Below are 23,535 nucleotides of genomic sequence, written 5' to 3' on the forward strand. Positions count from 1 at the left end.
TATTGTTGAGTGAGAGCCCCGTACCGGGATTGATTCCTGGTGCGGGGCTTTCACGCATTTCCGGACCTTTTTCACCCGGGTCCCCGAGAACCCGTGTGCCCGGCCGGCCGGGGGTGACGGTAAGGTCGGGGGGCATTGTCGGCACATTCCTCACAGGAGGCCCCCGGGTGGAGGTCCAGGAGACTCGCGTTCAGACGGACCGGGTCCTCACCATCCCCAATATCCTCAGCATGGCGCGCCTGGTCGGAGTGCCGCTCTTCCTGTGGCTGATTCTTCGCCCCGTCTTCCACGGGCCCAACAGCGACGGCTGGGCTCTCCTCGTGCTGATGCTGAGCGGGGTCAGCGACTATCTGGACGGCAAGCTGGCCCGCCGCTGGAACCAGATCAGCAGCCTGGGGCGCCTGCTGGATCCGGCCGCCGACCGGCTCTACATCCTGTCGACCCTGGTCGGGCTGACCTGGCGGGAGATTCTCCCACTGTGGCTGACGCTCGCGCTGCTGGCCCGGGAGCTGATGCTCCTGGTGATGGTCGGCATCCTCCGCCGGCACGGCTACCCGCCGCCGCAGGTCAACTTCCTCGGCAAGGCGGCCACCTTCAACCTGATGTACGCCTTCCCGTTGCTGCTGCTCAGCGACCGGGAAGGATGGCTGGCATCGCTCGCTGAAGTTTTCGGGTGGGCCTTCGCCGGATGGGGTACAAGTCTGTATTGGTGGGCAGGGATCCTGTATGTGGTCCAGGTCCGCCGACTCGTCAAGGCGGATACCGCAGCCGATTGAGTTCGTCTCCTCACCACCGGTCCAGCCATCGCGGCGCCGTCTCAGGTGAGCTGGACGTGAGCCCCGGACGGGCGCAGCCGGCTGGACCGTCATCTGTGCAAGGAGGACGCTTCCGACATGAAGGCCGTCGTGATGGCCGGCGGCGAAGGCACACGCCTTCGCCCCATGACTTCGAGTATGCCCAAGCCGCTCCTGCCGGTCGCGAACCGGCCGATCATGGAGCATGTGCTGCGGCTGCTCAAGCGGCATGGGCTCAATGAAACCGTGGTAACGGTGCAATTTCTCGCCTCACTCGTCAAGAACTACTTCGGTGACGGCGAAGAGCTCGGTATGGAGCTCACCTATGCCAACGAGGAGAAGCCACTCGGCACCGCGGGGAGTGTCAAGAACGCCGAGGAGGCGCTCAAGGACGACGCCTTCCTGGTCATCTCCGGCGACGCCCTCACCGATTTCGACCTGACCGATCTCATCCGCTTCCACAAGGAAAAGGGTGCGATGGTCACCGTGTGTCTGACACGGGTGCCCAATCCACTGGAATTCGGCATCACGATCGTGGACGAGGAGGGCAAGGTCGAGCGCTTCTTGGAGAAGCCGACCTGGGGCCAGGTCTTCTCGGACACGGTCAACACCGGCATCTATGTGATGGAGCCCGAGGTCTTCGACTACGTCGAGGCGGATGTGCCGGTCGACTGGTCGGGAGACGTGTTCCCGCAGCTCATGAAGGAAGGCAAGCCGATCTACGGCTATGTCGCCGAGGGCTACTGGGAGGACGTGGGCACCCACGAGAGCTATGTGAAGGCGCAGGCCGACGTCCTGGAGGGCAAGGTCGACGTCGAGCTGGACGGTTTCGAGATCTCGCCGGGCGTCTGGGTCGCCGAGGGCGCCGAGGTGCACCCGGACGCGGTGCTCCGCGGGCCGCTGTACATCGGTGACTACGCCAAGGTCGAGGCGGACGTCGAAATCCGGGAGCACACCGTCGTCGGCTCCAACGTGGTCGTGAAGAGCGGCGCCTTCCTGCACAGGGCGGTTGTTCACGACAACGTCTACATCGGCCAGCACAGCAACCTCCGGGGCTGTGTGATCGGCAAGAACACCGACATCATGCGGGCGGCCCGGATCGAGGACGGCGCGGTCATCGGTGACGAGTGCCTGGTCGGTGAGGAATCGATCGTCCAGGGCAATGTGCGGGTCTATCCGTTCAAGACCATCGAGGCCGGCGCGTTCGTCAACACCTCGGTGATCTGGGAGTCCCGGGGGCAGGCGCACCTCTTCGGGGCGCGGGGCGTCTCCGGCATCCTCAACGTGGAGATCACCCCGGAATTGGCCGTCCGGCTGGCCGGCGCCTACGCGACCACGCTCAAGAAGGGCGCCACGGTCACCACCGCCCGGGACCACTCCCGAGGCGCGCGCGCCCTGAAGCGGGCGGTGATCTCGGCGCTCCAGGCCAGCGCCATCGACGTCCGGGACCTGGAGAACGTACCGCTGCCGGTCGCCCGTGAGCAGACGGCGCGGGGCAGCGCCGGCGGCATCATGATCCGGACCACGCCGGGGGTTCCGGACTCGGTCGACATCATGTTCTTCGACGAGCGGGGCGCGGACCTGTCGCAGGCCGGCCAGCGGAAGCTGGACCGGGTCTACGCGCGCCAGGAGTACCGGCGGGCGTTCCCCGGCGAGATCGGTGACCTGAGCTTCCCGTCCAGCGTCTTCGACTCGTACACCGGCTCGCTGCTGCGGAACGTCGACACCAGCGGGATCGCGGACGCCGGGCTCAAGGTCGTGGTGGACGCCTCCAACGGCAGCGCCGGTCTCGTTCTGCCGAGCCTGCTCGGCCGGCTCGGCGTGGACTCGCTCACGATCAACCCGGGGCTCGACGAGTCGCGGCCCACCGAGACCGCCGAGTCGCGGCGGGCAGGACTGGTGCGGCTCGGGGAGATGGTGGCTTCCGCCCAGGCGGCCTTCGGCGTCCGCTTCGATCCGGTCGGTGAGCGGCTCTCGCTGGTGGACGAGCGGGGCCGGATCATCGAGGACGACCGGGCGCTGCTGGTCCTGCTGGACCTGGTGGCGGCCGAGCGGCGGAGCGGGCGGGTGGCCCTGCCGGTCACGACGACCCGGATCGCCGAGCAGGTCGCCGCGTACCACGGCACCCAGGTCGACTGGACGACGACGTCGCCCGACGATCTGACCCGGGTCGGCCGGGAGGACTCCACGATCTTCGGCGGTGACGGGCGCGGCGGCTTCATCGTGCCGGAGTTCAGCAGTGTCTTCGACGGTACGGCGGCGTTCGTACGACTGATCGGCCTGGTGGCGCGGACCCAGCTGACGCTCAGCCAGATCGATGCCCGGATTCCGCGTGCCCATGTGCTCAAGCGGGACCTGGCGACGCCGTGGGCCGTCAAGGGCCTGGTGATGCGGCGGGTCGTGGAGGCCGCCGGCGACCGGCATGTCGACACCACCGACGGCGTGCGGGTCGTGGAGGCCGACGGCCGGTGGGTGATGGTGCTGCCCGACCCCGCCGAGGCCGTCACCCATCTGTGGGCCGAGGGCCCGGACGACGCCTCCGCCGAGGCGCTGCTCGACGAGTGGGCGGCCGTGGTGGACAGCGCAGGTCACTGACGGCTCCGGCGACCGGTGTGCCGGGCCCGCCCGTGAGCGGGTTCCGGCGCACCGGTGGGGCCATTCGGCGGTAGCCCCTCCGACGTGCGACGATGTGCGGCATGCCGCAGCAGCCCCCCGTTCGGAGCACTGGCTCCCTGCCTCCGCGTCCCGACGCGTCCATGTCGCTGCTGACCAATGTGATGGACCACGCGCTGGACGACGGCTACGCCGAGGCCACCGCCCGCCGGGCGGAGAAGGGGGCCGGCCTGCCCCGTCCGCTCCGGGCCAAGCTGGGGCTGGCCGCCGGGCTCGTACTGGCGGCCTTCGTGGTCACTCTGGGGGCGGCGCAGGCGCGGATGTCGGCTCCGGTGGTGGCGAAGGAGCGCGAGGAACTGATCGGCCGCATCGACGCGGAGACCCGTACCGCCGACGGTCTGGCCACGGACGTCGAGAGGCTCCGTACCGAGGTGGGGGAGCGGCAGCGCGAGGCGCTCCGCGATCACGGGGGCGACCAGGGGGACCTGGTGGAACTGCTGTCCGGTGCGACCGAGGTGACCGGGCCCGGCGTGAAGCTGGTGGTCGACGACGCCAAGGAGACCAACCAGGGTGGCGACGGGCCGCGTGACAGCGACGGGTTCGCCGACACCGGCCGGGTCCGCGACCGGGACATGCAGCGGGTCGTCAACGGACTGTGGGAGTCGGGCGCGGAGGCGATCGCGATCAACGGCCAGCGGCTGACGGCCCTGTCCGCCATCCGGGCGGCGGGAGACGCCATACTGGTCGACAACAAGCCGCTGGTGCCCCCGTACACGGTGCTGGCGGTCGGTGACGGCAAGAAGCTCAGCACCGCGTTCCAGGACAGCGCCGACGGCCAGTACCTGCACGCGTTGCAGGAGAACTTCGGCATCCGCACCGGGATTTCGGATCAGAACGCGCTGCGCCTTCCGGCCGCGCCCAGTCTGATCGTACGTACAGCAGAGCCGACCACCGCCGGCCCCGGAAAGGGCGACGGGCAGGGCACGGCCGACACAGGGAAGGGCACATCGTGATCGCCGTACTGGGCCTCGTCGTGGGAGTCGTGGCCGGGCTCTTGGTCCGGCCCGAGGTGCCCGCCGTGGTGGAGCCCTATCTGCCCATCGCCGTCGTCGCCGCGCTGGACGCGGTCTTCGGCGGGCTGCGGGCCATGCTCGACGGCATCTTCGTGGACAAGGTGTTCGTCGTCTCCTTCCTGTCCAATGTGGTCGTGGCCGCGCTGATCGTGTTCCTGGGCGACAAGCTGGGCGTCGGCGCCCAGCTGTCCACCGGTGTGGTGGTCGTCCTGGGCATCCGGATCTTCTCCAACGCCGCCGCCATCCGGCGGCATGTGTTCCGGGCGTGAGGCCGATGAGCGAGCACCCCGAGAGCGCCGGGGGCCACGGGACCCCCGGAGACCCCGAGAACCCTGAGAGCCCCGGGGCGCCCGGGCCGGAGAACGGTCGGACGCCGGGGGATCCGGGACATCCCCGGACCTCGCCGCCGTCCCCGGAGCCGCGGCCGCCGGGCGCCGGACGGCCGGTGCCGGGTCCACTGCCCGGACCGATGCCGCTGGCGAACCCGGAGCCCGTACCCGAGCCGGCACCGCGCCCGGAGCCCGGCCCGTCCCCTGTATCGGCCGGCGGCCAGGTCGCCCCGGGCCGCCCGGCGGAAAGCACCGCCGGCGGTACCGCGGGTGCGGGTGCGCAGCCGCCGCAGGACGGGCCGAGCGGGTGGACCGGGGCCGAGGCGCCGTCGGAACCGCCGGAGCCGTCCGGCCGTCAGCGGCTCCGGGCCGGGCTGTGGCCGCCCCGGATCACCCGGGCCCAACTCATCGTCGCCGTGCTGCTGTTCGGCCTCGGGCTGGGGCTCGCCATCCAGGTCCGCTCGACCAGCGACAACAGCGCCCTGCGGGGCGCCCGCCAGGAGGACCTGGTGCGCATTCTGGACGAGCTGGACGACCGGACGCAGCGGCTGGAGGAGGAGAAGACCCGGCTGGGGGCGCAGCGCGCCGAGCTGGAGAACAGCTCCGACCAGGCGGAAGAGGCGCGCAAGCAGACGCAGGAGAAGGAGCGTCAGCTCGGCATCCTGGCGGGTACGGTGGCGGCCCAGGGGCCCGGCATCACGGTGACCGTGACCGACAGCGCCGGGGCGGTGGAGCCGGACATGCTGCTGGACGCCATCCAGGAGCTGCGCGCGGCCGGCGCCGAGGCGATTCAGGTCAATGGCGTCCGGGTGGTGGCCGGCACCTACTTCTCCGGGGAGGCGGGCGCCATCGAGGTGGACGGTCGCAAGATCGGCGCGCCGTACCGTTTCACGGTGATCGGCCGGCCGCAGGATCTGGAACCGGCACTGAACATCCCGGGAGGCGTCGTGCAGACCCTGGAGAAGGAGCAGGCCACCGTTACGGTGGACCGCTCGGAGAAGATCGTCGTGGATGCCTTGCGACCTGCGGAGCGGCCTGACTACGCTCGGTCGTCATCGCAGTGAGGCAGGGGTGCATGGGGGTCGGGGTAGACGGTCCGGCACAGGAGGATGCCGGAGGTCGGCGCGTCATCGAGGTGACGCGTGGTGGAAACTGTCCGGAGGGTACGGACGTTGTGATGGTGTCCGGGTCCGCAGGTCTGATCATCGAGGGTTCGTCCTGCCCCACGGGCGGGTCTGTTTCGTTCAAGGGGAATCGCCCGTGAAGTTGTTTGCGAAGTTGTTCGGCAAGAGCGCACGCGAGGACGGCGGCAACGCCGCCCGGCACCGCGCCCCGCGCCATGGCCAGAGTGGTGAGGAGCAGGCCGCTGAGCGTCCCCTCTTCCGGGACGAGGTCGGCGGCGCGGGCGGTGACATTCCGGGGGGCCAGGGCGCGTCTGTTGACCCTGCCGGTTCCGGCCGCATAGGTTTCGGGAGCCCGTCGACCTCTCCCTCTCCCGCGGGTGGCGGCCACGCGCCCGACCCCTATGCGACCCGTGCCCACGCGGGCCAGCCGCGCCAGGAGGATTCGTCCATGCCGGTTTGTACGCGGTGCGGCCACCGCAACGCAGCGGCCAGCAGGTTCTGTTCCAACTGCGGCGCCCCGCTGCGCGCCGGGGTTCCCGCCGAGCGGGCCTCCGAGACGACGTCGACCATCTCGATCTCGGGTCTGGAGGCGTACGACTCCGAGGTCACCGGCCAGACCCAGCTGCCGTCGCTCTCGCCCGAGGCGCAGGCGGCCGTGGAGGCCCTGCCGCTCGGTTCGGCGCTGCTGGTGGTGCGCCGGGGGCCGAACTCGGGCAGCCGCTTCCTGCTGGACAGCGACCTGACGACGGCCGGCCGGCACCCGCAGAGCGACATCTTCCTCGACGACGTCACCGTCTCGCGGCGCCATGTCGAGTTCCGCCGGGCCGCCGACGGGGCCTTCACGGTCTCCGACGTCGGCAGCCTGAACGGCACCTATGTCAACCGGGAGCGCATCGACGCGGTACCGCTGGCCAACGGTGACGAGGTGCAGATCGGCAAGTACCGGCTGGTGTTCTACGCGAGCCAGCGGGGCGTGTGACCGGCGGGGGAGATCCATGGCGCACACACCGATGAGCGGTGCCGGAGAGCGCGGTACCGCGGCCGGCCGGCTGATGAGCATCGGCGCGGTGCTCAACAGACTGCGCGAGGAATTCCCCGAGATCACCATCTCCAAGATCCGGTTCCTGGAGGCCGAGGGGCTCGTCGAACCCCAGCGCACGGCCTCCGGGTACCGGAAGTTCACCCGCGGGGATCTGGAGCGGCTGGCGCTGATCCTGCGCCTGCAGCGGGACCACTACCTGCCGCTCCGGGTCATCCGGGAGCACCTTGAGGCGTACGAGCGCGGGGAGCAGATCCAGCTGCCGGCCCAGGCCGCGCCGCGCGAGGCCGCCGACGAGGAGCCGTGGGAGCCGCCGGCGGCGGACCACCGGCCCGCCGCCGCCCGGATCGGGCGGGACGAGCTGCTGGCCGCCGCCGAGGTGGACGAGGCGCGGCTGGCCGAGTGGGAGTCGTACGGGCTGATCGCCCCGCTGCCGGACGGCGGCTATGACGCCGGGGCGGTGACGGTGGCGAAACTGGTCGCGGATCTGGGCAGGTTCGGTCTGGAACCGCGCCATCTGCGAGCCGTGAAGGCCGCCGCCGATCGCGAGGCCGGGCTGGTCGAACAGGTGGTCGCGCCATTGCGCCGGCACCGCAATCCGCAGACCAGGGCCCATGCCGAGGCCACCGCCCGGGAGCTGGCGAACCTCTCCGTGCGGCTGCACGCCGCCCTGGTCCGTACGGCCCTCGGGGTCCGGCCGTCCTGATCTTGGTGGCCCCCCGACTACCCAAACCGGTCCGACACGGCCTAGGGTTGCCATGTGAACGAGCTCGATGTCGTCGGTGTCCGGGTGGAAATGCCGTCCAACCAGCCGATCGTGCTCCTACGTGAAGTGGGAGGCGACCGGTACCTCCCCATTTGGATCGGCCCGGGGGAGGCCACGGCGATCGCCTTCGCCCAGCAGGGCATGGCGCCCGCCAGGCCGCTCACGCACGACCTCTTCAAGGACGTGCTGGAGGCCGTGGGACAGGAGCTGACCGAGGTCAGGATCACGGACCTGCGGGAGGGTGTCTTCTACGCCGAGCTGGTCTTCGCCAGCGGGGTGGAGGTCAGCGCCCGGCCGTCCGACGCCATAGCGCTGGCGCTGCGCACCGGTACGCCCATCTTCGGCAGTGACGGGGTGCTCGACGACGCCGGCATCGCCATTCCGGACGAGCAGGAGGACGAGGTGGAGAAGTTCCGCGAGTTCCTCGACCAGATCTCGCCCGAGGACTTCGGCACCAGCAGCCAGTGACACGCGCGGCCGCCCTCCGGTGACCACCGGCCCGCCGCCGTCCGGGCCGCCCTCGTCCGGCCCGCCCTCGGCCGTCGTCATCAGGCCATTCGAACCATTCGAGTAGCCTTTCCCCGAAGAGGGACACGAGAAACCACTCTCAGGGTGCTTATCACTCGGCGTGCCGAGTGTGGCGATCGTTGACGCACCCCAGGCGACTGCCTACCGTCGTGATGGCAGGTCAAGGACGGAGGGTCGGCGTGATCAGCAGCGGCGGCGGTACAGCAGGGGGTCCTCCCGCGGTCGGTCCGGGGGGCAGTGGTCCGTACCCGCTGCACGGCACGGTCGTCCCGCGCACGGGCGCGACCGGAGCGGCGACGGAGGCGGGTGACGACGCCGATCCCGTGGGCTACCGGGGCCCCACCGCCTGCGCGGCGGCCGGGATCACCTACCGCCAGCTGGACTACTGGGCCCGCACCGGGCTGGTCGAGCCGAGTGTGCGGGCGGCGTACGGCTCCGGCACCCAGCGGCTCTACAGCTTTCGCGATGTGGTCGTCCTCAAGATTGTCAAGCGCTTTCTGGACACCGGGGTCTCGCTCCAGAACATCCGTGCCGCCGTCCAGCACCTGCGGGCCCGGGGCTTCTGCGACCTGGAGCGGATGACGCTGATGAGCGACGGCGCCACGGTCTACGAGTGCTCGTCGCCGGACGAGGTGGTCGATCTGCTGCAGGGCGGCCAGGGGGTCTTCGGGATCGCCGTGGGTGTCGTCTGGCGGGACGTGGAGACGGCGCTGTCGCAGCTCCACGGCGAGCGGGTGGACACCGGCGAGACCCTGATCGGCAACAACCCGACCGACGAGCTGGCCCGGCGCCGCCGCGACAAGGCCGTCTGAGCCGGCCGGCTGATCGGTCGGTCCGGCCCCGGCTCCTCCGGGCCGGCCGTCCCCGTCGGCCCCGGGCCGGCCGTGTCCCTGTCGGCTGTTTGGTACGGGTGCGCATGCCGTTCGTACGCGCGCCGGCTGTCCGGTATGGATCCGTGTGCCGTTCGTACGCGCGCCGGCCGTCCGGTACGGATCCGTGTGCCGTACGGGGCGCGGCGGGTGGCCGGTACCGATGGGTCCGAGCCGCGCGGTGTGCGTGTCCGTACGGGTGTGCGGGCGATTGTCAGTGGTGTGCGGGAGCATCGGAACCGTGAGAGCCGCCCCGACCATCCTGCATCTGGACATGGATGCCTTCTACGCCGCTGTCGAGCAGGCGGCGAAGCCCAGTCTGCGCGGGAAGCCGGTGGTGGTCGGCGGGCTGGGGCCGCGCGGGGTCGTCGCCACCGCCTCCTACGAGGCCAGACGCTTCGGCGTGCACTCCGCGATGCCGACGGCGCAGGCCCGGCGGCTGGCACCGAACGCCGCCTATCTGGTCCCGCGCTTTCTGCTCTACCGGTCGATCAGCGAGCAGGTCATGGAGCTGCTCGGCCGGCTGTCGCCGCTGGTGGAGCCGCTCAGCCTGGACGAGGCGTTCGTGGACCTGGAGGCGGGCGGCGCGGCCCATGACGCGGCGACCGCCCGGGCCGCCGGTGAGCGGCTGCGGCGGGACATCTACACCACCACCGGGCTGCCCGGCTCGGTCGGGCTCGCGGGCTCCAAGATGCTGGCCAAGATCGCCTCGGAGCAGGCCAAGCCGGACGGACTGACCCTCATCGTGCCGGGCACCGAGCGGGAGCTGCTCGGCCCGCTGCCAGTGCGGACGCTGCCCGGGGTCGGCCCGGCCACCGGGGAGCATCTGCGGCGGGCCGGCATGACCACCGTGGCGGAGCTGGCCGAGGCGGGCGAGGACGAACTCGTACGGCTGCTGGGCAGAGCCCACGGGGCGGCGCTGTACAGAATGGCGCTGGGCCATGACGACCGGCCGGTGGTGGCCGAGCGGGACGCCAAGTCGGTGTCGGTCGAGGACACCTTCGACGTGGACCTGCACGACCGGGTCCGGGTCCGGCTCGAGGTGGAGCGGCTGGCCGACCGGTGCGTCCAGCGGCTGCGGGCGGCGGGCCGGTCCGGGCGGACGGTGGTGCTCAAGGTGCGGCGGTACGACTTCTCCACGCTCACCAGGTCCGAGACCCTGCGCGGGCCGACCGACGATCCGGGAGTGGTGCGGGAGGCGGCGGCGCGGTTGCTGGACACGGTGGACACCACGGGCGGGGTACGGCTGCTGGGCGTCGGTGTCTCGGGGCTGGCCGACTTCACCCAGGAGGACCTGTTCGCCCAGGCCGCCGCGGAACGGTCGGCCGCCGGGGCGGCCCCGGTCCCGGGGCCCGGCGCGCCGGAACCGGCGGGCGCGGATGTGCCGGGTACGGACGCCCCGGGCGGCGCCGGACCGGTCGGGCCCCGGGGCGCCCGCGCCGAGGAACCCGCCGAGCGGCGCTGGCCGGCCGGCCACGATGTGCGGCACTCGGCGTACGGGCCGGGCTGGGTGCAGGGGAGCGGGATCGGCCTGGTGACGGTGCGTTTCGAGCAGCCTGGCTCGCCCCCCGGACGGGTGCGTACCTTCCGGGTGGACGACCCCGAGCTGACCCCCTCCGAGCCGCTGCCCCTGGTGCCCGGGCCGGGCCGGGCGGTGACCGGGAGCTAGGCCGGGGTGTCGATCCGGGCCCGGGCGTCCGGGTTACTGAATCTTCGTACGGGCCCCGCCCCACCCGGTTGCCGCCGATGCCGACAGCGCCCCGGGAGCGTGGCCCGGGCACTGTCGGCGGCCGCCCGGTGCCCCGGGGCGTGGCACGGCCGGGGACCCTCCGGGGACGGGGTTCCCCGTGTCATCGCCCGGAGGCGCCGTTCCCGAAGGCCGCCCGACGGGTCAGGTGGCCCGAGCTACTCGTCCCGGCCGGCCAGGCGGCCGAAGTCGCGGTCGGCGGGCGGGGCCGAGCCTCCGGGCGGGGGCAGGGCGATGCCGTAGTGGTGGTAGAGCTGGAGCTCCTGCTCCGGCGAGAGGTGCCGGCCCACCCCGAAGTCCGGGGCGTCCTTGATCAGGGCGCGCTCGTACGGCACCTGGAGGCCGTCGTCGTCCAGCCGGCTCGGCCCGAGCGGGACGAAGGCGTCCCGGCTGAAGAGGCCGGTGCGCACCGCAGCCCACTCGGGCACTCCGGTCGCGTCGTCCAGATAGACCTCGTCGATGGTGCCGAGTCGGTGGCCCTCGCTGTCGAAGACCCTGCGGCCAATCAGGCTGCGCGGATCGGTGTCGGTCTGCACGGTCCCTCCAGTCGGTCGCTCCACTCGTCGGGCCCGAGCGCCGGGAATACCGCCCCCCGCCCCCGGCCCCCGGACCCGCCGCCTCGTCCCCCGTCCTTCGTCGCTTCCGCCCGGTACTCCTTCGCTCCGACCGGTGCTTCGTCCCTCCCACCAGTACTTCTTCCGTCCGACCGGTGTCCCGCCAGCAGGGCCCGACCCCGCTGCCCGGCCCCCGGCTTCGCACCGCGGGGCGGGTTCCGTGGCACCGTGGCACCGGAGTGCTCAGTTCTACGAAAGGGCAGAACGGTGACGTCGGCCACTCGAGGGACCGGTCAGGGGCGCCGCTGGTACGCTGACAGCGGCCGCTGAACCCGCGCGGGAGAGTCCTCCGGAGACCAACCGGGGGCGCCGAAGGAGCAAATCCTCCCCGGAATCTCTCAGGCACCCGTACCGCACGGACGAGGTCACTCTGGAAAGCAGGGCGGGCGTCGGACGGCATCCGCCCTCACCGACGGTGAAAACCGGGCCGCCAGCGCAGCGGGGCCCGGTGAAGCTCTCAGGTTGAGATGACAGAGGGGGAGGCCGTCCGGGCACCCGCGCCGAGGTGCCCCTCGCAGGTCGCGTCGACCAGGAGGCCCCCGTACATGACCGCCAACCGCATTCCGCTCTCCCAGCTGGAGCGAGGCATCCCCTTCGAGCAGCGCCACATCGGTCCCGATGACGAGGCCCGGGCCAAGATGCTCGCGCAGGTCGGCTACGGGTCGCTGGACGAGCTCACCGCCGCCGCCGTGCCGGATGTGATCAAGACCGCGGAGGCCCTCGGGCTGCCCGACGCGCGCACCGAGGCGGAGGTGCTGGCCGAGCTGCGTTCGCTCGCCCAGCGCAACCAGGTGGTCGCGCCGATGATCGGCCTCGGTTACCACGGCACCTTCACCCCGCCGGTCATCCTGCGCAATGTCATGGAGAACCCGGCCTGGTACACCGCGTACACGCCCTACCAGCCGGAGATATCACAGGGCCGGCTGGAGGCGCTGCTGAACTTCCAGACCATGGTGGCCGAGCTGACCGGACTGCCCACCTCCGGCGCCTCGCTGCTGGACGAGGGCACCGCCGCCGCCGAGGCCATGGCGCTCTCGCGGCGGGTCGGCAAGGTCAAGAACGGTGTCTTCCTGATCGACGCCGACACCCTGCCGCAGACCATCGCCGTCATCGAGACCCGCGCCGAGCCGACCGGGGTCGAGGTCGTCGTGGCGGACCTGAGCGACGGCATCCCCGAGGAGATCGCCGAGCGCGGTGTCTTCGGCGTACTGCTCCAGTACCCCGGTGCCTCCGGTGCCGTCCGGGAGCTGAAGCCGCTCGTCGACCGGGCCCATGAGCTGGGCGCGATCGTCACCGTCGCCGCCGACCTGCTCGCGCTCACCCTGCTCACCTCGCCCGGCGAGCTGGGCGCCGACATCGCCGTCGGCACCACCCAGCGGTTCGGCGTGCCCATGGGCTTCGGCGGCCCGCACGCCGGCTACATGGCGGTCCAGGCCAAGCACGCCCGCAGCCTGCCCGGCCGGCTCGTCGGCGTCTCGGTGGACGCGGACGGCAACAAGGCGTACCGCCTCGCCCTCCAGACCCGCGAGCAGCACATCCGCCGGGAGAAGGCCACCAGCAACATCTGCACCGCCCAGGTGCTGCTGGCCGTGATGGCCGGCATGTACGCGGTCTACCACGGCCCCGAGGGACTGCGGACCATCGCCCGGCGCACCCACCGCTACGCCGCGATCCTCGCCGAGGGGCTGCGCGCCGGGGGTGCCGAGGTGGTGCACGGCGCGTTCTTCGACACGGTCACCGTCCGGGTGCCGGGCCGGGCCGCCGAGGTGGTCGCCGCCGCCCGGGAGAACGGCGTGAACCTCCGCCTGATCGACGCCGACCAGGTCTCCGCCGCCTGCGACGAGACCACCGGCCGGGCCCAGCTCGCCGCCGTCTGGGACGCCTTCGGGGTGTCCGGCGACATCGAGGCGCTGGACACCGCCACCGTGGACGCGCTCCCCGGGGAGCTGCTGCGCTCCGACGCGTATCTGACCCACCCGGTCTTCCACGCGCACCGCTCGGAGACCGCGATGCTGCGGTATCTGCGCCGGCTCGCCGACCGCGACTACGCCCTGGACCGGGGCATGATCCCGCTGGGCTCCTGCACCATGAAGCTCAACGCGACCACGGAGATGGAGCCGGTCACCTGGCCGGAGTTCGGCCAGATCCACCCGTTCGCGCCGGTGGACCAGGTCCAGGGGTATCTGACCCTCATCCGGGAGCTGGAGGAGCGGCTGGCCGAGGTCACCGGCTACGACAAGGTGTCCATCCAGCCCAACGCCGGCTCCCAGGGCGAGCTGGCCGGTCTGCTCGCGGTCCGCGCGTACCACCGGGCCAACGGCGACACCGGCCGTACCGTCTGTCTGATCCCGTCCTCGGCGCACGGCACCAACGCGGCCAGCGCCGTGATGGCCGGGATGAAGGTGGTCGTGGTCAAGACCGCCGACGACGGCGAGATCGATGTGGCGGACCTGCGGGCCAAGATCGAGCAGTACCGGGACGAGCTGTCGGTGCTGATGATCACCTACCCGTCCACCCACGGCGTCTTCGAGGAGCATGTCGCGGACATCTGCGCGCAGGTGCACGACGCCGGCGGCCAGGTGTACGTCGACGGCGCCAACCTCAACGCGCTGGTCGGCCTCGCCAAGCCGGGCAAGTTCGGCGGCGACGTCTCGCACCTGAACCTGCACAAGACCTTCTGCATCCCGCACGGCGGCGGCGGCCCCGGCGTCGGACCGGTCGGCGTCCGGGAGCACCTCGCGCCGTATCTGCCCAACCACCCGCTCCAGCCGACCGCCGGCCCGGAGACCGGTGTCGGCCCGATCTCGGCGGCCCCGTGGGGCTCGGCGGGCATCCTGCCGATCTCCTGGGCGTACGTCCGGCTGATGGGCGGCGAGGGGCTGAAGCGGGCCACCCAGGTCGCGGTGCTGGCCGCCAACTACATCGCCAAGCGCCTGGAGCCGCACTACCCGGTCCTCTACACCGGCCCGGCCGGGCTGGTGGCCCACGAGTGCATCGTGGACCTGCGCCCGCTCTCCAAGGCCACCGGGGTCAGCGTGGACGACATCGCCAAGCGCCTGATCGACTACGGCTTCCACGCGCCGACCATGTCCTTCCCGGTCGCCGGCACGCTGATGATCGAGCCCACCGAGAGCGAGGACCTGGCCGAGCTCGACCGGTTCTGTGACACGATGATCGCGATCCGTGCCGAGATCGAGAAGGTGGCCACCGGTGAGTGGCCGGCCGAGGACAACCCGCTGCGCAACGCCCCGCACACCGCGGCGGCCCTGGGCGACGAGTGGGCGCACGCCTACACCCGCGCGGAGGCGGTCTTCCCGGCCGGGGTCTCGGCCGCGGACAAGTACTGGCCGCCGGTGCGCCGGATCGACGGCGCCTTCGGCGACCGCAATCTGGTCTGCTCCTGCCCGCCGCTGGACGAGTACGACGGCTGAGGCCGGCCGGACGCGCCGGAACGACGGAAGGGGCCGGGTGCGGAGTTCTTCTCCGCACCCGGCCCCTCGTCGTGCGCCGGACTCCGGATGCCGTTCCGGCGCGAGGTGTTCCGCGCTGTGCCTTCGGGTCTCCCGGGTGTTTCCCGGCCTCTGTCGGTCGCTACTGGTCGCTCCGGTCGTTCGTACGGGCGGGCCGCCCCGGGCGAGGTGCCCGGACAGCCGCGCCGATGGGTCGCCCGCCGCCCCGGGGGGTCGGTCCGGCGCCCGGCCGCTGGTCAGGCGGCGGTCATCACCCGCGAGGCCCCCAGGGGGCGGTGCGGTGCGATGATCTTTCCGTCGGGCAGCAGCTCACCGGTGTCCTCGAACACGAGGACACCGTTGCACAGCAGGCTCCAGCCCTGCTCGGGGTGGTGAGCCACCAGGCGCGCCGCCTCCCGGTCGGCGGAGTCGGCGGTCGGGCAGGCTGGCTGGTGCTGGCACATGAGTGGGTTCTTTCGCTGCGATGTGGTCTCTGTCCCGCGGCTCGATGCGGTGTGCGCGATGTTCACGGCCGCCCCCGTGGTGTCGGTCGGTCCTTCTCAGTGTCGCCGCCCCCGCCCCGATCCGCAGGCATTTCGCGGCAGCGCTTCCTACTGGTGAAGGACGTATCACCCGGCCGGATGGTTCAACCCAACCCCCCTGTCCCTTCGGGTGGTTCGCGATGGCCGGTCCGGGCTAGTCCGTACGGGCCAGGGCTCCTGATGCGGGCCTCTTCGGTGCCCCGGAGGCGCGTGTCCGGGGCACCTGACGGGGCGGCGCCCCGGCTGCCCCGGGTGTCTTCCGGGGATGCCCGGGGGCCCGTGCGCCTCAGGTGTCCCCGGGGCCGCCTCCGTGTCTCCTGCGGCGCCGGGTGCGGTACGCCCCCGGCGCGCGCCCGTCAGGCCGTCGGCTCCAGCAGCGGCGGTGCCAGCCGCAGGGTGAGCAGCGGCAGCAGGTCGGCCACCCGGTGCGGCCGGTGGGCGGCGATGCCGGGCGGCGCCGGGGCCAGCGGCACCAGCAGATCCGCCGGTACCGGGGAGCCGGTGGCCGGGTCGGCCTCGGTGTCGCCGTGCAGCCACAGGGTCAGCATGTAGAGCTCCGGCACCGACAGCAGCCGCGGCTGGTAGCGCGCCGGCAGGGCTTCCGCCTGGAGCAGCGCGCGCTCGGTGGACGAGAGGTACGGCCCCTCGAAGAAGTGCGAGAAGGCGAAGCCGTCCGGCCTGATCACGGTGTCGGCCGCCGCCACTGAGCGGTCGCCGCTGCGGATCAGGAAACGCCAGCCGGCGAGCCTGGTGTTCGGGGCGGCCGGAGCCGTTACCACCGGGCGTCCGGACGCCGGTATGACCCGGCGCGAGACCGCCGGAACCCCGGGTACCCCGGCCATTCCCGGTACTCCCGGTACTCCCGAGACGGCCGGTACGCGGCGGATGTCGAGGACGTGGACGGCGAGCGGGAGCTCCGGACTGAGCGGCCCCTGGACCGAGCGCAGGGCGGGAGTGTGGACGTCGCGGACGGCGGAGGAGCCGAGCGCCGCGAGGACGCTGCGGAGGGCGGGCGCGGGGGCCGGGGAGACGTGGAGCGGCATGGCGGGTCGCCTCTCACTCAAGTGAAGGATGATGCGAGGGCACGGTGCGGACGGCACTGTCAGCGGCGGGCCGGAGGACGCCGGTGGCCGGCCACCGGCCCTCTGCCTCGTCAGCGCCTCACCTGCGGAGTTTATACGACGCGTGTTCACGCGATGTTTCCGCTAGCCGTCGGTCGTATTGCATACAAGGCCGCATCCGGTCCTTCTTCTGTGGCCTTTCGGGGGATTTAGCCCCGCCGGGGTGCCGTCGACCTGGAAATTTTCCGCCGAAACGGTCGGCCGGATGTCGCCGCCGGTCGTCGGCATTAATCGCCGCCCCCGCGCCGCCGGTAACTGCCGACCGCGGCATGTCACCGGAATGTGCCCGGCGACTTACCTGTCCAGCCTACCGTTCATCCGGACCGCGTGAGGGCGTTACAGATCAGGCGGGCTGGGCATCATCGTCCGTGACACAGCGGCCCGTGCCGCCCACCGCCCATGCGAGGAGGGACCCTTCGATGGGGGAGAAGATCGCGGCAGGCGGCTTCGATCTGTCCGATCGGCAGCGGTACCGCCAGAAGCTCCAGCGGTGTCTGACGGGCCTGGGGCGGCTGCTGGACGAGAAGCGCTTCGACCGGCCGAAGAACCTGATCGGTCTGGAGATCGAGCTCAATCTCGCCGGCGCGGACGGCATGCCCCGAATGGTGAATGCCGAAGTACTCGAGCGCATCGCCAGCGGGGATTTCCAGACCGAACTCGGCATGTTCAACCTGGAAGTGAACATCGCACCGCACCGCATCGGAGGGCGGGTTTTCGACCAACTCGCCGAGGAGTTGCGAACCGGGCTGGGATATGCCCACCGCAAGGCCCGGGAAGTCGATGCGGGCATTGTCATGATCGGTATTCTGCCGACGCTCGCCGAGGGCGACCTGGTCTCCTCGAACCTCTCCGACGTCGACCGGTACATGCTGCTCAACGACCAGATCGTGGCCGCCCGGGGCGAGGAGTTCGCGCTCGACATCGACGGGGTGGAGCGGCTGAGCTGCACCGCCTCCTCGATCGCGCCCGAGGCCGCCTGTACCTCGGTGCAGCTCCACCTCCAGGTGACCCCCGCCCGCTTCGCGGACGTGTGGAACGCCGCCCAGGCGGTGGCGGCGGTCCAGATCGCGGTGGGCGCCAACGCCCCGTTCCTGTTCGGGCGCGAGGTGTGGCGCGAGTCCCGGCCGCCGCTGTTCCAGCAGGCCACCGACACCCGTCCGCCGGAACTCCAGGCGCAGGGCGTCCGGCCCCGTACCTGGTTCGGGGAGCGGTGGGTGGACTCGGCGTACGAACTCTTCGAGGAGAACCTGCGCTACTTCCCGGCCCTGCTGCCGATCTGCGACGAGGAAGAGCCGCTGGAGGTACTGGACGCCGGCGGGGTACCCAAACTCCAGGAGCTGGTCCTGCACAACGGCACCGTCTACCGCTGGAACCGCCCGGTCTACGGCGTGGTCGACGGGGTGCCCCATCTGCGGGTGGAGAACCGGGTGCTGCCGGCGGGGCCCACCGTCGACGACGTGGTGGCCAACGCCGCCTTCTACTACGGGCTGGTACGGGCGCTGGCCGAGGAGAACCGGCCGGTGTGGCGGCGGCTGCCGTTCGAGGACGCGGCGGACAACTTCGAGACCGCCTGCCGGTACGGCATCGACGCCGAGCTGCGCTGGCCGCGACCCGGCCGGAGCGGCGGGGTGACCACGGTGCCGGCCGTGAAGCTGGTCCGGGACGAGCTGCTGCCGCTCGCCGCCGCCGGGCTCGACGCCTGGGGCGTGGAGCCGGCCGACCGGGACCGGTTGCTCGGCATCATCGAGGCGCGCTGCCGGCGCCGGGTGAACGGCGCCTCCTGGCAGGTGGAGACCTTCCACCGGGCGCTCGACGCCGGGCTGGGGCGGGACGCGGCACTGGCGGCCACCACCCGGAGGTACTGCGAGCTCATGCGTGAGGGCGAGCCCGTGCACACCTGGCCGGTGGGGTTCCCCGGTCCTTCCTGAACCGGGCGGCGCCGGTGGACCGTGAGCGGTGGGCGGCGGTGGGGCCGTGCCGCCGGGCCGGGCGGTGGGCGTTTGGGCGGTGGTGGCCGTACGCCGGTGGGCGGTGCCGACGGGGAGTGGCGGGGCCGCGCCCCGCGGCCGGGCCGGTGGGGCCGGGGTGGACGGGTCTCGCGCCGTCGACAGGGACGTCGACCGGGCCGTCGGCCGGGAGGGCCCCGGCCCCGCTGTAGCCGGGCCGGGAGGGGTCGGGCAAGCTGAGACGCCTGTGACCCGTGATGTGGAGACAGGTGTGGTCGATTCCTCTCGTTCGCCGGCTTCCCCCGCTGCCCCGGAGCCGCCCGCCGGACCGGAACCGGGAAGCGTTCCGGCGCCGGGCGGCCCGGCGGGGCCGTCCCGTCGCATGCTCCGGGCCGAACTGCTGCTGGTGCTCGCGCTCTCGCTGGGGGCCAGCGGGGTGTCCTCGGCCATCAGCTTCGTGGGGGCGCTCACTCGGCCCGGGGGCCTCAGCGACCAGGCCGCCCGGCTCAACGCCTCGTCCGCGCCCGGCCGTCCCTGGCTCGACCTGGCCTGGCAGCTCTTCGGGATCACGACCGCGCTCGTGCCGGTGGCCCTGGTGGTCCACCTCCTGCTGCGGGAGGGAACCGGGCCCCGGGTCATCGGCCTCGACCGGGACCGGCCCTGGTCCGACCTGGGGCGGGGCGCCCTGGTCGCGGCGGCCATCGGCAGCGCCGGGCTCGCCTTCTACCTGGTGGCGCAGGCATCCGGATTCAACCTCACGGTGGTGCCCGAGTCGCTGCCCGGTGTGTGGTGGAAGTACCCGGTCCTCGTCCTCTCGGCGGTGCAGAACTCCGTACTGGAGGAGGTCGTCGTCGTCGGCTATCTGCTGCGCCGGCTCGGCCAGCTGGGATGGACCCCGAGGGCGGCGCTGGCGGCGAGCGCGGTGCTGCGGGGCTCGTACCACCTCTACCAGGGGATCGGCGGGTTCATCGGCAACGTGGTGATGGGCGCGGTCTTCGTGCTGCTGTACCGGCGGTGGGGCCGGGTGGGGCCGCTGGTCGCCGCCCACGCGCTGCTCGACATCGTGGCCTTCGTGGGCTACGCGCTGCTGAAGGGGCAGGTGGACTGGCTGCCCACCCGGTGATCCCGGGTGGGGGAGGGGCCGTACGGATCACTCCGTACGGCCCCTCCGGTGCGTTCCGCCCGTACCCCCGGAATCATTTCGGCCGGAGACCCGCGTGCTCCGTGGCGCGCCCCCGGCGCTCCGTCAGCCGAGCAGGTCGCCCTCGATGACCGTGACGGCGGACCCGGTGAGCAGGGTGCGCTCACCGCGCAGCGCGGTGCGCACGATGCCGGTGCGCGCCCCGCCCTGGAGACCGGTCAGCTCGGTGCGTCCGGTGCGGGCCGACCAGAAGGGGGCGAGGGCGGTGTGGGCGCTGCCGGTCACCGGGTCCTCGTCGATGCCGACCGCCGGGAAGAAGCCGCGCGAGACGAAGTCGTAGCCGCGCCCGGGGTCCTCGGCCGGCGCGGTGACCACGATCCCCCGTACCGGCAGCTTCCTGATGGCGGAGGGGTCCGGGGCCAGTTCCCGTACGGTCCGCTCGTCGGCCAGCTCCACCAGCAGGTAGCCGACGTGCTCCGCGGTGTCGTGCGTGGAGAGCACGCGGGCGCCCAGCGCCTCCGCCAGCCCGTCGGGGGCCGGGGCGGGGGTGAGGGAGGAGGTGGGGAAGTCCAGGGTCAGTGTGCCGTCCTCGCCCGCGGTGGCCGTCAGGACACCGCAGCGGGCGGCGAACCGGACGGTGCCGCTCACCCGGCCGGTGCCGGCCAGCACATGGGCCGTGGCCAGGGTGGCGTGCCCGCACATGTCGACCTCGGTCAGTGGGGTGAACCACCGCAGCGCCCAGTCGGCCTCGCCGCCCGGCGGCAGCGGGTGGGCGAAGGCGGTCTCGGAGAGGTTCACCTCCGTGGCCACCCGCTGCAGCCAGTCGTCGTCGGGAAAGGCGTCCAGCAACAGCACCCCGGCCGGGTTGCCCGAGAAGGGCCGGTCGGTGAAGGCATCCACGATTCGTATCCGCATGCCGTGACGTTAAGGGCGTGGTGACCTCGTCGGCCAAGGCCAATTCGGGGTGGGTGGCCTGATGTTCCGCGCCGGTGGAACCCGGTGTCGTGCCGGGAGTCGGTGCCGGGTGGCCGGGTGGCCGGGTGCGAGGCGGGCCGGCCGGTCGCCCTCGGGACCGGACCGTGTGCCGAGGGGCCGGGCCGGGGTGAGCGTGTGGGCACCGGGTGGCGGACCCGTCCGTCACACCTGTTGGTGGGGTGCCCCCGGCGACCGGCCCCCCGCGGCGAACCGTCCTGGGCCCGCCCGCTGGAGCCGTCTCACTTCACCCGAACGCTTCCGCCGCTCGCCGGTCGGGACCCGGGGAGTGTGCCAGGGCCCGCGTCCGAAGGCGGAGCCCGGGGCCGGCCGGTGTCGGTGAGTTCGGGTCTCGCGTAATGATCCTCCAGGGTGCGGTCGGCCCATCCGTGTGCCCCGGCGTCCAGGTGATGCGGATGCCGGACGTCACCGTCTCTCCTGGGCGAGGAAGTGCCGGATGTCGGTCGCCAGCGCAGCCATCTGCTCGCCGGCCTCCAGCCAGGTGGTCACCGATGCGCCCCAGCCGCCGGCGGCCTGCGTCCATGGTCGCAGGGTCCAGGTCAGCCCGACGTGGCCGCCGGACCGGAAGGCGGCCGACACCGCCACGTCTCGGTCCTGGGCCTGCCAGTTCCGTTCGCCGTTCCACCCCTGATAGTCGCCGGCGAGCCCTTCCAGGAACGGCGTGAGATCGCTGTCCCGGACCCAGGCGACGACCTCGTTGACGCGAGCGGTCAGACCTGGGGCGCATAGCTCGACGGCGTAGTGCACGGAGTCCGAGTCGAAGCTGAAGCGATCGCAGAACGTCACGCTGACGGACGCGTTGTCCCGGCAGCGAATGGTCACGCTGGGTGTGCTGTCGGTGCTGTCGGTGCTGTCGGTGCTGTCGGTGTCGTCGTTCGGGGAGGACATGGCCGGAACGCTACTAGGACGCAGACGATTGCTTGGCGACGTGTTCCGATATATCGTTGAGGCATCGCGACAGATCAACGATGAAAGGAGCGTTGCGATGCATCCTCAAGGACACGGATATGAGCACGGCCCCGGGCGCTGTGGGCCCGGCCATCACGGTCGGGGCGGTCACGGGGACTTCGAGGGGCGGCGGGCCGCCTTCGGTCCGTTCGGGCCCGGATTCGGTGGCGGCGGGCCGTTCGGTGGTGGGCCCTTCGGCGGCCGGGGTCGTGGCGGTGGCCGGGGGCGGGCGCGGCGCGGTGATGTGCGCGCCTCGATCCTGGCGCTGCTCAAGGACCGTCCGATGCACGGGTACGAGATGATCCAGGAGATCGGCGAGCGCAGCGGCGGGGCCTGGCGGCCCAGTCCCGGTTCCGTCTACCCGACCCTCCAGATGCTGGAGGACGAGGGGCTGATCACCAGCGAGAGCGAGGGCGGCAAGAAGCTGTTCACGCTGACCGAGGCCGGGCGCGCGGAGGCCGAGGCGGGGTCGGCCACCCCCTGGGAGGAGGCCGGGCGCGGCATCGACTGGGAGTCCCTGCACGAGGTCCGGCAGGCGGGGATGGGGTTGTTCGAGGCTTTCGGACAGGTCTGGAAGACCGGCAGCCCGGAGCAGCGGCAGAAGGCCCTGGCGGTCGTCAACGAGGCCCGTAAGAAGCTGTATCTGATCCTCGCCGACGAGCACTGATGGACGAGTGCTGATCGACGGGGGCTGACGGGCGAGGGCTGATCGCCGGTCGTCGGTCGCCGGGCTTCCGGAGGGCCGACGGCCGGCGATCGGCGTGCGGGCCCGTGCCGGGTGCCCGCCGGCCCGGTCGGGTGCCCGGGCGGCGGGCGTCTCAACAGGTGTCATGGGCCTTACGCTCCTGACGGCCCACTGCCATGATGGCCCGATGCGCACGTCCACGGGGAAGAACACCGGTCTCGGGCTCGCCCTGGCCTCCGCCTTCGCGTTCGGCGGGTCCGGGGTGGCGGCCAAGCCGCTGATCGGGGCGGGGCTCGACAGTCTGCATATGGTGTGGCTGCGCGTCGCGGGGGCCGCGCTGGTGATGCTCCCGGTCGCCTGGCGGCACCGGGAGCTGGTGCGCCGCCGGCCGGCTCTGCTGGTCGGTTACGGGCTGCTCGCCGTGGCCGGGGTGCAGGCCTGTTACTTCGCCGCGCTCTCCCGTATCCCGGTCGGGGTGGCGCTGCTGGTCGAGTACCTCGCCCCGGCGCTGGTGCTCGGCTGGGTGCGCTTCGTGCGGCGCCGACCGGTCGGCCGGGCGGCGGTGGCCGGGGCGGTGCTGGCGGTCGGCGGGCTCGCCTGTGTGGTGGAGGTGTGGTCGGGGCTGCGCTTCGACGCCCTGGGGCTGCTGCTCGCGCTCGGCGCGGCCGGCTGCCAGGTCGGCTACTTCGTCCTGTCCGACCACCGCGGTAACGAGGCGGAGCCGGTCGATCCGTTCGGCGTGATCGCGTACGGCCTGCTGGTGGGCGCCGGCCTTCTGACGGCGGTGGCGCGGCCGTGGACGCTGGACTGGCAGGTGCTGGCCGGTACCGCCTCGATGGGCGGCACCCGCCTGCCGGTCTGGCTGCTGCTCGGCTGGATCGTGCTGGTGGCGACCGTACTGGCGTACCTCACCGGAGTGATCTCGGTGCGCCGGCTCTCCCCGCAGGTCGCGGGCGTGGTCGCCTGCCTGGAGGCGGTCGTCGCCACCGTGCTGGCGTGGGTGCTGCTGAAGGAGCACCTGTCGGCGCCGCAGTTGGTGGGCGGGGCGGTGGTCCTCGCCGGCGCTCTGGTCGCCCAGGCCGCCACCCCCGGCGCCCCGCCCCCGCCGCCGGGGCCCGGGGGCGACGGGACGGCGGCCGGGGAGCCGGCCGGCGCCACGCCCCCGGGGATCCCGAGCGCGGTGGGCTGAGCGCCGGGGAGTGCCGAGCGCGGTG

20 protein-coding genes and 1 riboswitch are annotated in these 23,535 nt (G+C 72.3%); of the genes, 15 read left to right on the forward strand and 5 right to left on the reverse strand.

Translation table 11 applies throughout. The annotated features are described in order from the left end of the window. Positions 1–167 precede the first annotated feature (167 nt). The 10 genes from clsA (at position 168) to NX801_RS07985 (ending at position 10,804) form a co-directional block, all read left to right on the forward strand. Positions 168–776: a cardiolipin synthase ClsA gene (clsA, locus tag NX801_RS07940; RefSeq protein WP_258786714.1), complete on the forward strand. Its 609-nt coding sequence runs from the start codon at positions 168–170 to the stop codon at positions 774–776. A 117-nt stretch (positions 777–893) separates the two neighbouring features. Then, entirely contained in the window at positions 894–3,389 is a 2,496-nt protein-coding gene (locus NX801_RS07945) for a mannose-1-phosphate guanyltransferase (RefSeq protein WP_258786463.1), read from the forward strand. Positions 3,390–3,490: 101 nt separating this feature from the next. Then, positions 3,491–4,420 (forward strand): DUF881 domain-containing protein, encoded by a 930-nt coding sequence (locus NX801_RS07950; RefSeq protein WP_258786464.1) that lies wholly within the window; start codon positions 3,491–3,493, stop codon positions 4,418–4,420. Continuing rightward, positions 4,417–4,749 (forward strand): small basic family protein, encoded by a 333-nt coding sequence (locus NX801_RS07955; protein ID WP_006376801.1) that lies wholly within the window; start codon positions 4,417–4,419, stop codon positions 4,747–4,749. Before NX801_RS07950 ends, NX801_RS07955 begins: the two co-directional genes overlap by 4 nt. Before the next feature lie 200 nt (positions 4,750–4,949). Beyond that, the gene (locus NX801_RS07960) at positions 4,950–5,873 is read left to right on the forward strand and encodes a DUF881 domain-containing protein (protein ID WP_258786465.1); all 924 of its coding nucleotides are present in this window, start codon (positions 4,950–4,952) and stop codon (positions 5,871–5,873) included. A gap of 88 nt (positions 5,874–5,961) precedes the next feature. Then, positions 5,962–6,912 (forward strand): double zinc ribbon and FHA domain-containing protein, encoded by a 951-nt coding sequence (locus tag NX801_RS07965; RefSeq protein ID WP_258786715.1) that lies wholly within the window; start codon positions 5,962–5,964, stop codon positions 6,910–6,912. Between the two features lie 16 nt (positions 6,913–6,928). Beyond that, the gene (ftsR, locus tag NX801_RS07970; RefSeq protein ID WP_258786466.1) at positions 6,929–7,678 is read left to right on the forward strand and encodes a transcriptional regulator FtsR; all 750 of its coding nucleotides are present in this window, start codon (positions 6,929–6,931) and stop codon (positions 7,676–7,678) included. Between the two features lie 54 nt (positions 7,679–7,732). Further along, the gene (locus NX801_RS07975; RefSeq protein ID WP_028797289.1) at positions 7,733–8,206 is read left to right on the forward strand and encodes a bifunctional nuclease family protein; all 474 of its coding nucleotides are present in this window, start codon (positions 7,733–7,735) and stop codon (positions 8,204–8,206) included. 242 nt (positions 8,207–8,448) lie between these two features. After that, entirely contained in the window at positions 8,449–9,078 is a 630-nt protein-coding gene (locus tag NX801_RS07980) for a MerR family transcriptional regulator (protein ID WP_428986103.1), read from the forward strand. Positions 9,079–9,376: 298 nt separating this feature from the next. Beyond that, the gene (locus tag NX801_RS07985; protein WP_258786468.1) at positions 9,377–10,804 is read left to right on the forward strand and encodes a DNA polymerase IV; all 1,428 of its coding nucleotides are present in this window, start codon (positions 9,377–9,379) and stop codon (positions 10,802–10,804) included. A 236-nt stretch (positions 10,805–11,040) separates the two neighbouring features. Here the strand turns inward: NX801_RS07985 and NX801_RS07990 are convergent, their stop codons facing one another. After that, entirely contained in the window at positions 11,041–11,418 is a 378-nt protein-coding gene (locus NX801_RS07990) for a PRC-barrel domain-containing protein (RefSeq protein ID WP_258786470.1), read from the reverse strand. Positions 11,419–11,763: 345 nt separating this feature from the next. Beyond that, a riboswitch (glycine riboswitch) is annotated at positions 11,764–11,860 on the forward strand. A 181-nt stretch (positions 11,861–12,041) separates the two neighbouring features. Here NX801_RS07990 and gcvP point away from each other — a divergent pair. Further along, the gene (gcvP, locus tag NX801_RS07995; RefSeq protein ID WP_258786471.1) at positions 12,042–14,927 is read left to right on the forward strand and encodes an aminomethyl-transferring glycine dehydrogenase; all 2,886 of its coding nucleotides are present in this window, start codon (positions 12,042–12,044) and stop codon (positions 14,925–14,927) included. Positions 14,928–15,202: 275 nt separating this feature from the next. Here gcvP and NX801_RS08000 read toward each other — a convergent pair whose 3' ends face one another. Further along, positions 15,203–15,409, reverse strand: a complete 207-nt coding sequence (locus NX801_RS08000) for a DUF5999 family protein (RefSeq protein ID WP_258786473.1) — start codon at positions 15,407–15,409, stop codon at positions 15,203–15,205. A 434-nt stretch (positions 15,410–15,843) separates the two neighbouring features. After that, a complete protein-coding gene (locus NX801_RS08005; RefSeq protein WP_258786717.1) occupies positions 15,844–16,530 on the reverse strand; it encodes a hypothetical protein in 687 nt (228 codons plus the stop codon). A gap of 497 nt (positions 16,531–17,027) precedes the next feature. Here NX801_RS08005 and NX801_RS08010 point away from each other — a divergent pair, with 497 nt between their 5' ends. Together NX801_RS08010 and NX801_RS08015 are read left to right on the forward strand one after the other, a co-directional pair. After that, entirely contained in the window at positions 17,028–18,536 is a 1,509-nt protein-coding gene (locus tag NX801_RS08010; protein WP_258786474.1) for a glutamate-cysteine ligase family protein, read from the forward strand. A 400-nt stretch (positions 18,537–18,936) separates the two neighbouring features. Beyond that, positions 18,937–19,677 (forward strand): CPBP family intramembrane glutamic endopeptidase, encoded by a 741-nt coding sequence (locus NX801_RS08015; protein ID WP_258786475.1) that lies wholly within the window; start codon positions 18,937–18,939, stop codon positions 19,675–19,677. Between the two features lie 123 nt (positions 19,678–19,800). On the opposite strand, the gene NX801_RS08020 is transcribed toward NX801_RS08015, so the two are convergent. Both NX801_RS08020 and NX801_RS08025 read right to left on the reverse strand, forming a co-directional pair. Then, complete coding sequence (locus NX801_RS08020) at positions 19,801–20,610, reverse strand: PhzF family phenazine biosynthesis protein (RefSeq protein ID WP_258786476.1); 810 nt, start codon at positions 20,608–20,610, stop codon at positions 19,801–19,803. Between the two features lie 483 nt (positions 20,611–21,093). After that, on the reverse strand, positions 21,094–21,576 hold the full coding sequence (locus NX801_RS08025; protein ID WP_258786477.1) for a DUF6228 family protein: 483 nt from the start codon (positions 21,574–21,576) through the stop codon (positions 21,094–21,096). A gap of 97 nt (positions 21,577–21,673) precedes the next feature. Here NX801_RS08025 and NX801_RS08030 point away from each other — a divergent pair, with 97 nt between their 5' ends. Together NX801_RS08030 and NX801_RS08035 are read left to right on the forward strand one after the other, a co-directional pair. After that, positions 21,674–22,303: a PadR family transcriptional regulator gene (locus NX801_RS08030; protein WP_258786479.1), complete on the forward strand. Its 630-nt coding sequence runs from the start codon at positions 21,674–21,676 to the stop codon at positions 22,301–22,303. A gap of 205 nt (positions 22,304–22,508) precedes the next feature. Then, complete coding sequence (locus tag NX801_RS08035) at positions 22,509–23,510, forward strand: EamA family transporter (protein WP_258786480.1); 1,002 nt, start codon at positions 22,509–22,511, stop codon at positions 23,508–23,510. Positions 23,511–23,535 lie beyond the last annotated feature (25 nt).

The sequence above is a fragment of the Streptomyces pyxinae genome (genome assembly GCF_024756275.1).
In the GTDB taxonomy this organism is placed as follows: domain Bacteria; phylum Actinomycetota; class Actinomycetes; order Streptomycetales; family Streptomycetaceae; genus Streptomyces; species Streptomyces pyxinae.